The 12,209-nt window shown below is 64.9% G+C and carries 12 protein-coding genes and 1 pseudogene; 5 read left to right on the top strand and 8 right to left on the bottom strand.

Annotated elements, in window-relative coordinates:
- Positions 1-66: 66 nt before the first annotated feature.
- The 5 genes from ABT300_RS08120 to ABT300_RS08100 all read right to left on the bottom strand — a co-directional run bounded on the left by ABT300_RS08120 (position 67) and on the right by ABT300_RS08100 (position 3,599).
- Positions 67-231 (bottom strand): hypothetical protein, encoded by a 165-nt coding sequence (locus ABT300_RS08120; RefSeq protein ID WP_351673263.1) that lies wholly within the window; start codon positions 229-231, stop codon positions 67-69.
- 398 nt (positions 232-629) lie between these two features.
- Positions 630-1,043, bottom strand: coding sequence for a flavoprotein (locus tag ABT300_RS08115; RefSeq protein WP_502977894.1), 414 nt, complete (start codon positions 1,041-1,043; stop codon positions 630-632).
- A 146-nt stretch (positions 1,044-1,189) separates the two neighbouring features.
- The gene (locus ABT300_RS08110) at positions 1,190-2,425 is read right to left on the bottom strand and encodes a helix-turn-helix domain-containing protein (protein ID WP_351673261.1); all 1,236 of its coding nucleotides are present in this window, start codon (positions 2,423-2,425) and stop codon (positions 1,190-1,192) included.
- A gap of 130 nt (positions 2,426-2,555) precedes the next feature.
- The gene (locus ABT300_RS08105; protein WP_351673259.1) at positions 2,556-2,753 is read right to left on the bottom strand and encodes a DUF397 domain-containing protein; all 198 of its coding nucleotides are present in this window, start codon (positions 2,751-2,753) and stop codon (positions 2,556-2,558) included.
- Positions 2,754-3,599, bottom strand: a complete 846-nt coding sequence (locus tag ABT300_RS08100) for a helix-turn-helix domain-containing protein (protein WP_351673257.1) — start codon at positions 3,597-3,599, stop codon at positions 2,754-2,756.
- Between the two features lie 216 nt (positions 3,600-3,815).
- Here ABT300_RS08100 and ABT300_RS08095 point away from each other — a divergent pair, with 216 nt between their 5' ends.
- The gene (locus tag ABT300_RS08095) at positions 3,816-4,457 is read left to right on the top strand and encodes an ATP-binding protein (RefSeq protein WP_351673255.1); all 642 of its coding nucleotides are present in this window, start codon (positions 3,816-3,818) and stop codon (positions 4,455-4,457) included.
- A 29-nt stretch (positions 4,458-4,486) separates the two neighbouring features.
- Here the strand turns inward: ABT300_RS08095 and ABT300_RS08090 are convergent, their stop codons facing one another.
- The gene (locus ABT300_RS08090) at positions 4,487-5,380 is read right to left on the bottom strand and encodes a kinetochore Spc7 family protein (protein WP_351673253.1); all 894 of its coding nucleotides are present in this window, start codon (positions 5,378-5,380) and stop codon (positions 4,487-4,489) included.
- 436 nt (positions 5,381-5,816) lie between these two features.
- Between ABT300_RS08090 and ABT300_RS08085 the strand changes: the two genes are divergently transcribed.
- From ABT300_RS08085 to ABT300_RS08070, 4 genes are read left to right on the top strand one after another with little or no spacing between them, the layout of a single operon-like run.
- The gene (locus ABT300_RS08085; protein WP_351673251.1) at positions 5,817-6,506 is read left to right on the top strand and encodes a KpnI family restriction enzyme N-terminal domain-containing protein; all 690 of its coding nucleotides are present in this window, start codon (positions 5,817-5,819) and stop codon (positions 6,504-6,506) included.
- 17 nt (positions 6,507-6,523) lie between these two features.
- A complete protein-coding gene (locus ABT300_RS08080) occupies positions 6,524-7,975 on the top strand; it encodes a hypothetical protein (RefSeq protein WP_351673249.1) in 1,452 nt (483 codons plus the stop codon).
- Complete coding sequence (locus ABT300_RS08075) at positions 7,972-9,792, top strand: DEAD/DEAH box helicase (protein ID WP_351673247.1); 1,821 nt, start codon at positions 7,972-7,974, stop codon at positions 9,790-9,792. The genes ABT300_RS08080 and ABT300_RS08075 overlap by 4 nt, the downstream gene beginning before the upstream one ends.
- Positions 9,793-9,832: 40 nt before the next feature.
- Positions 9,833-10,303 carry a very short patch repair endonuclease gene (locus ABT300_RS08070; protein WP_351673245.1) on the top strand — a complete coding sequence of 157 codons (471 nt, stop codon included), beginning with the start codon at positions 9,833-9,835 and terminating at the stop codon, positions 10,301-10,303.
- Here ABT300_RS08070 and ABT300_RS08065 read toward each other — a convergent pair.
- Positions 10,235-11,581, bottom strand: a complete 1,347-nt coding sequence (locus ABT300_RS08065; protein ID WP_351673243.1) for a DNA cytosine methyltransferase — start codon at positions 11,579-11,581, stop codon at positions 10,235-10,237. The genes ABT300_RS08070 and ABT300_RS08065 overlap by 69 nt on opposite strands.
- A 203-nt stretch (positions 11,582-11,784) precedes the next feature.
- Positions 11,785-12,209: pseudogene (locus tag ABT300_RS08060) on the bottom strand (SEC-C domain-containing protein); the annotation flags it as partial.

Genomic DNA, 12,209 nt, shown 5'->3' with positions numbered 1-12,209 from the left:
GACCACAGGGCGCGGACGCAGCGGGGGCCCAGCACGGCGGTCCGCGAGGCCCCCGCCGAGTGCTGCTTACTCGCTGTCGTGCAGGTTGCCGTCACCGCCCGGCCACGGGGCGTCGCCGGAACTGCCGGCGTTGTCGGACCGGAGGTTGTCGTAGCGGTCGTGAACGGCTGTCAGCTCTTCCACTGCGACCAGAAGACCGCGGTCTTGTGGCGACGTCGCTTTCTCTGCCACCTCGTTGCTCCTTTTCTCGGGGCCTCTGAAATGAGGAGGCCGACGACACACGAAGTGCTCGGCTGTGTCAGGCGACGCAGCCGTTTGTTTGGTGCTGGGCTCTGGCGGTACGCCAGAGCCGTTCAGGAACTCTGGAACTTGTACAGGGGCGGGGTCCATGGGACGTCGCCCTCTGGGGCGGCGGATCCGCGACTGCGTGCTGTCGCGGTGCGGGCCGGCCTCTCCTCCGCAGGGGAGGACTCGTGCGGGGCATGGCAAACTCCCGTCTCAGACCGGCAAGTGGGCCAGCGCGGGCGGTGGTTGGCCCGACAGGAGATAGCTTTGATGGCTTGAGGGGCAAGAGCCCTGACAAACTGTCCGGGTCGGTTGTTACCGCAGCTCAGAAGCCGCGAATCGCGTCACCCGATGACGCGTCCGACGGTGTCGAGCACCGCGGTCCACGGAAGTTCCCGCCCTGCTGGTGCCTCTCTCGGCTCGTACAGAGGCCAGACATCTGGCCCGTAGACCAGGTGCACGTCGGCCTCTTGCAGCGTCCTGATGTGACGCTTCCAGGCCGGGTGGCGGGCATGGGCCGCATTGACCCTGGGGAACACCACGACGGGCAGTCCGAGAGTGCCGATTGCCTCCCCTACTTGCGTCAGCGCCTGGTTGTCCGCAATGCCGGTTGCGAGCTTGGACACCGTATTGGCGCTCGCGGGGGCGACCACGTAGCAGTCCACCTTCGGGTGTGGGCTTGTGTCACCAGGCAGGCGCGCTCCATCCCGCACGGGTAGACCGGTTACCGCCTCCAGGCGGTCGACTTCACCACTCATACGCAGCCAGCGACCCGCCGTCGGCGTAAGGGTCACCGCCACTTGCCAGCCCCGTGCCAGCGCCGGCTCCACGAGGCCGCTACGTAGGCTCTCCACTCCACCGGCGCTGGTGCCCACGACTCCCAGGACCCGGCTCTTGCTCACGCTCACTGCACCGCCCTGCACCGTTGAGCCATCACGAACAACTCCGACGAAGGAGCGCCGCCCGTGACCGGAGCCTGCTTGATCAGGTCGCGCAGCGTGTCACGGACACGAGGATTGTTCCGCACCAGCTGCGGCGATGTGGACTCGGCTATGCGCAAATGTGTAAACGCTTCGTCCACTCGGCCGGACAGGGAGAGCGCTCTGGCATAGTCGATGCGGTGGGAGACGCTCCGCTCCGCTGCTACGTGGGCCACGTCGATATCACCGTGCTCCACCACATACGAGATGTTGTCGAGATCCAGCTCTGCCGACAGCCGGTGCAGCATCACGTTCGTAGGCCCGAAACTGGTGTGCCAGTGGTTCTCGTCGGAACCGAGCCGATTGGCCAGCTCTTCGGCGCGGCACAGCAGGCTGATGGCCGTCGAGCGATCTTGGTGCCGGGCTGCCGCGATGGCCGCTCGCAGGTGGATCATGCCCAGCAGGCTCAAGGCAGTCGGCTCGCTCTCCTCGATCCGAGCGGAAAGCCAGCCCGACGCCGTCATCGCCAACTCCAGTGCGTCGTCGTAACGGCCATTGGCCAGCAGGGCATGAGTGCCAGATCGGGCAGCAGACGCCAAGACGAGCGGATTCTCCGACTCGTCGGCAGCCCTCATCGCCCTCTCCGCCGCGAGCCACGAGATGTCGGACTCACCCACCTTGGCAAGGGTTGTGGCTGCGAGATGATGGATGCGCGCGGAGACTGCCCAGGAGTCCAAACGCTCCCTGACGGAGCGCGCTGCACGATCTTCTAGCCCATGGGCTGTCTGGAGAAGCCCGGGAAGCGCAGCGATCACCTTGCCCAGCCGACCAGCCTGATAGTCGTCCCAAGCCTCTTCGACGCGAGGCGCGATCACGCCCGGCGTCGGGAGCTGACTGTCCCCCTCCGGCCCGAACATCAACCGGGACAAGCGGCGCGGGCTCATCAACGCGTCTCGGACAGCTGGGACGTCGTCCTGTTGCTGCACGTCCTCCATCAGCACGGGCTTTCCGAGCAGGTCGCCGAGTGGCACCCGGAGCACACGGGCCAACTCGGCAAGCATGTCGATACGGGGCGGCTTGCGCCGACCTGATTCCGCCTTGGCCAACCAGTCGGTGCTGCGGCCCACGAGGCCGGCGAGGACTTGCTGGGTGTAGCCACGGCGTCGCCGGTGGAAGGCGATCCGCTCACCGATGGTCAGGTGATCTCCAAGCCCACGCATCCGCGTCCTCCACGGTCGCTGGAAGGGTCATGCCAACAAGAGGTGAGCAGCAATGGACAACTGACGGGAACCCAAGCCGTAGCTGATACCGACGACCGTGGCGTTGGCCCGCAGCAGTCGGCACCACAGATCACCGCAATGAGGCAAGAACGAACCGGGACCAAGCTTCGGCGGACACGGAGATGTGAGGGCTGTCCGCAGCCTTGGAATCCCTAACGAGCACGCAGGTCGGCATGAAGGCCGCTTCAACGCACTCGGTCGCGTTACCGCCGCTGTAGGACGACTTGAACCAGACGGGCTCGGAGACAGGCTGAGGGCTGGCTGACATTCACAACTCCTTGCGGGCGCGATGGATCACGGCGGAGGAGGCCTCCATGTCCAACGCTTGAGCCTGGAGGTACTCGAACGCAAGTCTGTATCGCTCCAGTTCCTCGTCCTTCTCCAGGAAGAGGGAGCCCGTGTGGAAGTCCACGTACACCACATCCAGCGCCGGCTCCCGTCCGCCGATGATGACGAAGCTTCCCAGGGCGGCCGCATGGGCTCCCTTGGCGAAGGGCAGCACCTGAAGCGTGATGTGAGGGGACTCGTTTGCCTTGAGCAGTTGGTCGAGCTGCTCCTGCATGATCTGAGGTGAGCCGACGACGCGGCGGATCACGGACTCGTCGAGAATCGCCCACAGTCGCAGCGGCTTGGGACGGGTGAGAATCGCCTGCCGCTTCATACGGATGTCGACCAGGCGCTCGATCTCAGCAGAGTCCAGAGGAACTTCGTTGGCTCTCTGCAGTGCGGTGCTGTAGGCGCGTGTCTGTAGGAGGCCAGGGACATAGACGCACGCGAATTGGCTCTCGCGCAAGGCCTCATCCTCCAGCGTGAGCAGCAGGTTCATGCTCTCCGGGATGGAGTCGGCGAACGAACTCCACCAACCTTGCTGTTTGGCGTCCTTGGCGATGTTCACGACGGCCCTGTGCTCAGCCTCAGTTGCCCCGTACTCTCGGCATAGCGCGTCGACGACGAGCCACTTGACCGGCCCGGCCTGCGTCTCGTATCGGCTCACCGTCGCCTTGGAGACGCCGACGAGCCGTCCCGCTTCCTCCAGCGTCAGCCCTTTGCGGGCGCGCAACTTTCGCATCATCGCCCCCAGTTGACGGCGGCGGGTGGTGGTTCGTTGGGACATGGGGCTCCTTCGCCAGTGCCGGGCGGCAGGCCCGGAGATCCCCATCAGGCTAGGCAGGCACGCGGTGGCCAGCCATCAGATTCACCCGATGGAAGCTCATGAGAAGTTACACAGCAAGACTTCTCCGTGTCATGCTGTCATGAGATCGCTACGCAATGCAGTCGTGCAGATGCGGCGGGCGCAGGCATGCGCGTGGCTCAGGAGGGAGGAGTGGCCATGCCCGGTTACGAAGCGCACGAGCCTCAGTTCCGCTGTGTACTGCCGTTCGATGCCGAGCCTGCGGCAGTTCGTCCGATGCGCAGAGCCGCCGTCGCGCAGCTCGAACAATGGGGGGCGGCCTCTGTGGCCGAGGAGGCGGAGTTGCTGGTGACGGAGCTTGTCACGAACGTCATCAAACACGTGGGACAGGGTGTTTCGGCGACACTCATTCTGGAGTGGCGCTGTGAACGCCTGCGGGTTGAGGTTCACGACAAGAGCCGGGAGCTGCCGACCCCCGTGCAGGCCGGCTGCGACGAGGAGTGCGGGCGTGGTCTCCATTTGCTCGCGGCGCTGGCTGCGGACTGGGGGACGGTGCTGACGGCCGTCGGCAAGTCTGTGTGGTGTGAGATCGAGGTGCAGCCGGCTGTGTGCCAGCGGGTGGAACGGGCTCGCGGTGCACTGGGGAGGTACAAGGAAAGCCTTCCGTCCATGGCCGCGCGAGGGCGCAGCGAAGCGGCCTTCCTGTACGAGTCCGCAGTCGCGCTGATCGCGGACTTGCTGCACTGGGTTGCCGCCCAGGGGCAAGACCCCGATGACGTACTGGACCAGGCCCAGATGCACTACGAAGCCGAATCTGAGGGCGAGGCGGCGGCCGCCTGATTGCCGGCCACCCGCCCTGCCCCCCGGATTCAGGCCCTCCCCGTCCGAGTCGACAGTGCCGCTTGCAAGAGTGCGGCCGCATCCTCCGGCGCTCCGTGCTGATGGAGCCGGGCTGCTGCCTGCATGACATCCGGATCGGAGTTGTCTCGCCCGTAGATGTGGATCAACGTGCCTGCGAGATCGTCTAGTTGGCTCTCCCGCAAGACGAGCATGAGGGTGGCCGTCTCTGCCGGGCTGAGCACTTCTGCCGAGTGACGCAACAGCGAAAGTGCTCGGTCCTGCCGGCCGCCGTTCTGCAAGGCCCCGGCCTGGAGGGCGACACTCAGTGCCGCTCTCTTCTCGGGATTGCTCAGCTGCCGGTCCCCCCTTCGACGGGGGACCGGCAGCTGAGCTGCGTCCCTCCGGGCGGTCTGACGTGATCGCTGGCCGGCTCGAATGGCGCGCCGCGCGGTGTTTTTGAGCGCGCGCCCTTCCCGGGCCTTCAGCGCCTGCACCTCATGCTTCAAGGCTCTGACTCCTGCCCGCAGGGTTGCGGCCTCCTGTCGAGTTGAGTCGAGTTCTGCGAGGGTGGAGTCGAGTTTCGCCCGAGTGGAGTCGAGTTCTGTCCGGATGCTGCTGGCTTCAGCGACTCTCTCACTGGTCTGCTGCTGCAACACGACCGCCTCGCTGCGCAGCTCGACGCACTCATCACATTGTTTGGCAGAGGCCGCCACGGAGTGCAACTCCTCCAGTTCGGCCTTCGTGATGCCTGGCTTCTCCGCGCCGCCTGCGTCAGTGCTTGCGGCCGCGTGGAGCGCCCTGACGATCGTTATGTCCGGCAGGTGTATGGCGCTGAGGTATCTGGACAATGAGGTCTCGCTGACCTTCAGCCGGTCGGCTGCCTGTTTCTGTGTCGGAGTCCTGCCGTCGGACTCCGGAGCCAAGAGGCGGCAGAGTCTCTGGAGTTCGGAGGCGAAGGCGCGTTTTCCGGGTGGAACATCACTGCTGAACCTCTTCTCTGTCCAGCAGTAAGGGGCGTAACTTCCTTTTGGTCGCGGCATGATATTTACTTCACTTTCTCGGCCCTTTGGTGAGGAATCGGGGCGAATCGGCCTGCTGGTGACGCGGTTTGTCAATGCGGCGGCCCTTCGGGCGCAGGTTGGGTCAAGTGTGCACGATCGGCCGCGAGTTGCCTTCTTGCTGATTGGTGCGCAAGTGTTCCAGTGGGGACTGGCTTTCGGTTTCTGGTGGCAGACTCTGATTTAGCCGCTCGTGGAGCCGGGGGGTGACCGAGGCGTCGGTGCTGCTGGATGAGTTACGTATCCCAGCAAACTACGCCTTTGTCAGAATGCGTGCGCAATTCGACATCAGGAGTGACAAATGACGCTGCCGTCCTGGCGGGACGCGAACCTGGGAAGCATGGCACGAGCTGCACTGTGGCTGGTGCAGGAAGTGGGGGAAGACGAGATCTTCACGAAGGCTGATCTGCGTGAGGCGTTCCCGGATGTTGCCCAGATTGACCGGCGCATGCGCGACCTTCGAGACCATGACTGGAAGATCTCGACGAGCCGTGAGGACCCCACGCTTCGCCAGCAGGAGCAGCGGTTCGTGGCGCAGGGGGCGGAGGTGTGGATCCCTGGGAAGTCGAAGGCGCCAAAGCACAAGGCAAGCCTTACGGCCGCCCAGCGCGCCAAGATCCTGGAGGAGGACGGTTACCTGTGCCGTACGTGCGGCATCGCGGCTGGTGAGGCGTATGAGGAGGGTATCGAGCAGGCCGTGCTCAATGTGGCCCGCCGCCAGGTGATCCAGCCTGGCGGAGAGGTCGCCTACCAGTTGGTTACCGAGTGCAAGCGGTGCGGTGTGGGCAGCGCGGGCCGGCAGGCCGACCTCGGGCGTGTTTTGGAGCAGGCGGCTGCGCTGTCTTCCATGGAACAGCGAGTGCTCGGAGCCTGGATCGCTGCCGACCGGCGTTCGCTCAGCCCGCTGGACAAGCTCTGGGGGCAGTACCGGACGCTTCCGCAGCCCTCCCGAAACGCTGTGGCGGATGTGCTCGACGGCGCGGACGACTAGGACAGGACCGAACGGAAATGATGCGAGAACTTCCCGCTCCGCCGCAGGCGGACGAACTGAGTGAACTGATCAAGAAGAAGGTGGCGGAGGCGCAGACGGCGAGCGGTACCCGTGAGACCGTGACCGTCGACTGGAACGAGCAGAAGGCACACGTCGATGTGATCGACCTTCCGCTCAGCAAGCTCTACTTCAATCCCAGCACGCACCGTATCCGGGCCCAGCGCAGTCACGACGCCGCGCGAGACGCGGAGTTGGACCAGAACCCGTGGAGCGCGGACAGCCAGGACTACCTCCGCCTCCTGCTCCAGGCGTCGCCCACTGACACCTACCTGCGCGACGTGGACTTCGACGCCTTGAAAGAGAGCCTCGATGAGTTCGGTCAGAATGACCCGGGGCTGGTCACCCACCACGGGGTTCTGGTCAACGGCAACACCCGGGCCGCCGCGTTGCGCGAGCTCGGTGTGCAGTCGATGCGCGTGGGCGTGCTGCCCGAGTCGTTCACCTGGGCGGACATCAACGCCGTGGAGCTGTCCTTGCAGCTCCGCCGGGACCACCGGCGTGACTACTCCTACATCAACCGCATCATCGCCATGGAAGAGCAGGCGGGGCTCGGGCGCACGCCCGAACAGATCGCCAAGGACTTCCGGATCCAGGTCCGGACGTACCACCAGGAACGCTGGATCCTCGCCACGATTCGTGAGCTGATCAAGCGCAGCCAGGGCGCCGGCGGTGAAGGCCTGCGGCTAGTCGACTGGGAGGGGGCCCAGGAACGGCTCAAGGAGCTGCAGCGCCTGTACGTGAAGCTGGAGACGCTCGACCGTGACCAGGCGGAGATTTTGAAGGAGCTGCGGCTGGCGGCGATCCTGCTCAACTTCTCCAAGACCGACGTGCGTCACATCAACGAGGACTTCCTTAAGGAGGGGCTGGAGCAGAGGCTGCTGTCTGCTGCGCCGGGGTCTGAGGCTCGGCCTGAGGCGAAGCCGGCTGGCGTGGTAATCCCTGGGCTCGGGGTGGAGATTCCGGCCGCCTCGTCCGCGGTGGCCGACATGAAGGCGCTCAACGACCGTCTGCTGCATGCTGCGGCTGTGGTGCGCAACAAGGAAGAGGGCAACGAAGAGCTGGCCCTCGGGAACGAGGTCAAGGAGCAGGCCCAGCGCGTTCTGGACGATGCGAGGAAGACCTTCGACGAGGCCATCGAGGCCGCAGGCCGTAGTGCCCGGCTCCGTAAGCGCAAGCAGCTCGCGCCGGCCCGGCTCGCGGAGGCGTGCGCCAGCATTGACCAGTGCGTGAGCGATCTGGTGCAGGCCCGCACCTCACGCAGTCTCGATGAAGATGCTTTCGATGACGCGGTGATCAAGCTTCGGGTCAGTCTGCTGAAGCTCGCCCAGCAAGCTGGCCGCGGTCTTCAGGACCCGGGGGACGGCGTTACCTGGCTGATGGAAGCCGTCGCCACGGAGGGCCCGCGGTGACGAGTGAATCGGGTGAAACGTCCCTGCGGCTGGGGTTCGATCAGAGCCACACGCGTGTTGTCCTTCGGGCCACTGAGCGCTACCAGCCGGACCTCGTTCAGTTGGCCGCCCGTTTCCGGACGGGCGGCCAACTGGACCTGCTCAGTGCCTCGGTCGCTCTTGATGACTTCCTGGCGAACCTGGAAGTCCTGGGGGGCTGGGCCGACCCCAGCGGTGTGGAGTGGTCCTCCGCTCTGAGGAAGCTGGTGACCGGCGTCCTCCAGGACGCCCGGACTGTGGAAACCAGGCTGGCGGGAGCGGGTTCCGTCGGTGAGGTCGACGCCGACGACGTCCTGGGGTTGCTCGGCGACAACTGGAAGGGCGACCTGAGTGCCTTCCAGCGCAGGGACATCGCGAAGCTGCTGTCCCTCCAACACGGTGCCAACTTCAGCGTCCCCGGCGCAGGCAAGACGCGAGTCGCGCTGGCTGTGTACGCGGCTCAGAAGGCCGCCGACCACGCGCGACGGCTTCTGGTCGTATGCCCGAAGTCGGCCTATGACTCATGGCGTTTCGAGACTGCGGAGTGCCTGACACACGCGTTGCGCGTCAATGTCCTGGATGGGTCTCTGGACCAGTGGGCGGAGGTACTGGTCGTCAACTACGAACGGCTGGACCGGTCGCTGCCGATGTTGACCGCGTGGCTGGCGGCCCAGCCATCCATGATCATTTTGGATGAAGCCCACCGGATGAAGCTCGGGGCTCGGGGCACCTACGGAGCCGCATGCATGGCCCTCGGACCGCATGCGGACCGGCGGCTGATCCTCACGGGTACGCCGGCCCCTAACGGTTCCAAGGACCTGGAAAACCTTCTGGGCTTCGTGTGGCCGGGGCACGGGCAGCAGACCGTTGTCCGCGCCGTGGCCGGAGGGGACCTGAAGCGCGCAAGTACTGTGCTGAGACCGCTGTTCACGCGGACGACCAAGCAAGAACTCGGACTGCCCCCTGTCGATCTCGGCATCCGTTACGTGGACATGCCGCCACTGCATGATGAGATCTACGCATCTCTGGTCGGGGGTATGAGCAACGGGGTGGCCAGGGAGGATCTGAGCGCGCTTGGCAGGACAGCCTTGCGGCTCCTGATGGCCGCGACGAGCCCGGCTCTGCTCCTGGAAGGAGCCACCAAGTACGAGCCGTTGGCCTACCAGCTGCCTCCGCTGGCGATCCCTTCGGGTGACTCCCTGTACTCGAAGCTGCAGAATCTGCCCGACTACGAGCTGTCGCCGAAGTACCAGGAAGCCGTGGCGATCATTGCCGAGAACGCGGCGGCCGGGCGTAAGACGCTGGTCTGGACGACGTTTGTCCGAAGCCTGACAACGCTGGAAAGCATGCTGGAAAAGTTCAGCCCGGCAGTGGTCTACGGAGGAACTCCCGACCGGGAGGAGCAGCTTCGGCGCTTCCGCGAGGATCCGGCCTGCATGGTGCTCATTTCCAACCCGGCGACCCTGGGTGAGGGCATCAGCCTGCATCACGTCTGCCATGACGCTGTCTACGTAGACCGCGACTTTATGGCCGGCCGCTTCCTGCAGAGCCTGGACCGCATCCACCGCCTCGGGCTCGCCCCCGATACTGAGACGAGGGTCACGGTACTCGCCGTACGCAACTCCATCGACGAGGTCGTGGCCGCGCGACTGGAACAGAAGCTGGCGTTCATGGGACAGATATTGGATGACCCCACGGTCCAGCAGCTGGCGGACTTGGAGGAGGAGCCGTCGGTGGCCGCTGGTCTGGCTCCAAGCGACATCGAAGCCCTGCTGAGCCACCTGGGAGGCAACCGGTAGGGGCCGCGTGCGGCAGGCGCGGCGTACTACGATCGAGACTGTGTCCTCCGAGCCCCCCGAAGCCGAATGGGCAGCCCCGGAAGGTTCCTGGGCCTCGTCCGCCGCCCGCCGTCGCAACATGCAGGCGATCCGCAGCCGCGACACAAAGCCGGAATGGCTGATCCGACGTCTGGTGCACGCCAAAGGACTCCGTTACCGCGTGTCAGCGCGGCCCCTGCCTGACCTTCGCCGGACGGCCGACTTGGTATTCCGTCCGGCGAAGGTGGCGGTATTTATCGACGGCTGCTATTGGCACGGGTGTCCGGAACACTATGTGCCACCCAGAACGAACTCCGGCTACTGGTCAGAAAAAGTGGTGCGCAACGTGACACGGGATCGGGACACTGATCAAAGGCTTCTTGAAGCGGGATGGCTCGTACTGCGGTTCTGGGAGCATGAGTCTTCAGTGACCTGTGCCGACAAGATTACCGAGATGGTCCGCAAGCGCCGGAACGTGAGTGCTTCCTGCTGAAACCGGGATTTCTAGTTGGTGGGGTTCCTCATCCAAGACGGCTGTGCCTGTGGAGTCTAGGTTGTATTCGCGGAGAAGTTCTTCCCGGTGTTCTGGCCGTAGCACTGCGGCGATCGCACGGCCTACCGCTTCCGCAACCGGTGGCGGGAAAGCATTCCCTACCTGACGGTACTGGGCTGTCTTTTTCCCCTGGAAACGCCAGTTGCGAGGGAATCCCTGAATCATGGCGGCTTGCTCAACGGTGAGCATAGGGCCGTTCTCCCTGAACAGGTCCCGCTCTGGGATGCATTTCTTGGGTTCGTTGGCCACCCCCATGGCGTCGACTCCCATGGCTGCCCAAGCATTCTTTGCTCGGGTAGGCCCGAGGTCGGCACCGCCGTGTTTCCTGGATCCCCCTACCAGGGTGGGTGCTACGCCACGACCTGCAGCGGCGGACTTCTGCGCGGCATCGAACCAGTCGTTGTAGACGTCCTCCCCGGTTCGCTCACCCGGCTTGGCTGGTTCGCCCCACTGGTTTGTGTCCCAGTACGGGCGGCACCGCTCCCGCATGGTCTTGCGGAGGGTCTCAGCGACGGTCGCTTCGTCGTCTTTGATTCCCAGTGGCCAGCAGAATTCGTTGCCGCGCTGCGTGAAATCTTCACGGATTGCTACCAGGATGGCCCTTGGGCGCAATTGAGGGACGCCATAGTCCTTGGCATCGAGCCGCCTCCACACTTTACGCATCTCAAGATCCTGAGCCGCCGGAGAAAGTGAGGTGTCGATTTTTGGGACGGTGTATCCGGCGCGGCGCAGCCGATCGAGAATCTTAGCCCGATATTCAATGAAAACCTCCGGCGGCTCAAGGATGCCGCGGACGTTCTCAATCATGATTGCTTTCGGGGTGAGTTCCTCGATGATGTTTAGTGCGGCTGGGAACAGGTCTCGTTCGTCGTCTGCCCCGAGTCGCTTTCCGGCCAGGGAAAAAGGAGGGCAGGGGACTCCGCCTGCGAAGAGATCGAGTGTCTTGTCTTTGAGGCCAAGGCTCTTGTGCGCATCTGATGTGAGGAAGTCTTTGACGTCCATTGGCTTCAAGGCCTTGGCCTTCTGTGGTGTCCAGCCGGGCCAGCTTCCGATGTTGGCCGCGAGGGTGCTGACCGCGTGCTGGTCCCACTCGACAAGCGCCAAGTGGTCAAACCCGGCATTGTGCAGACCCACGGCTTGCCCGCCGGCCCCCGCACAGATCTCGATAGAGGTCAGTGGCGAGGTGAACTGCGGTCGCTTGTGGCCGCTGGGGGGCATGCCGCTCCTTCTGAGTCTTAACCATCGTGCCGAAGAGGGCCCGTGTCGTGGACGGCCACTCCGAACCAAGATTCTCGCACTTCCCAACGGCACCAGCAGCGGGCGGTTGGCAAGACGTACGCGAGACTAACCATGGCCGTGCCGGGTGCGCGCTGGACACATGGAAATGTGTGGAGATGTGCAGGTGTGCGATGTCCGGTTTCTTAGGAGCTGCTGCCCAGGCAGGCCCCGTGGCACCCGTCGTACGCCGTGCCCGAGCCGCACCAGCACGGTACGTCTCGCTCCGGGGGCCGGCCGGTGGCGCGGCCTCGGGCTGCGAGGGTCGTCGAGTATTGGGGGAGGAGGTCGGCGTCGGCTGGGGAGGCGCCCTCCGAGGCGGCGAACGATGAACGTCTTCTGTGCGGCCTCCGGCTCGTCGTGGGACTCCGCTCCGGCCTCGGCCTCGTGACCGTACTCCCACAGGTTGGAGGCCTTCAGGGCGCGGATCAGGTGGGGGCTCTTCCGGGTCTCCGGTCCGTCCGAGGAGGACAGGAGGCGCAGCAGGGCCTCCGCGTCCTCGGGATACAGGCCGGCGGTCCGCTCCAGGCGTGCCGCTTCGGCGGTGTGGTCGACGTTCTCGGCAGGCGTG

Source organism: Streptomyces sp. NPDC001027 (assembly GCF_040299045.1).
Taxonomy (GTDB): domain Bacteria; phylum Actinomycetota; class Actinomycetes; order Streptomycetales; family Streptomycetaceae; genus Streptomyces.
The sequence above is the reverse complement of the archived record's forward strand: the minus strand, read 5'-3'. Positions and strand labels throughout refer to the sequence as shown.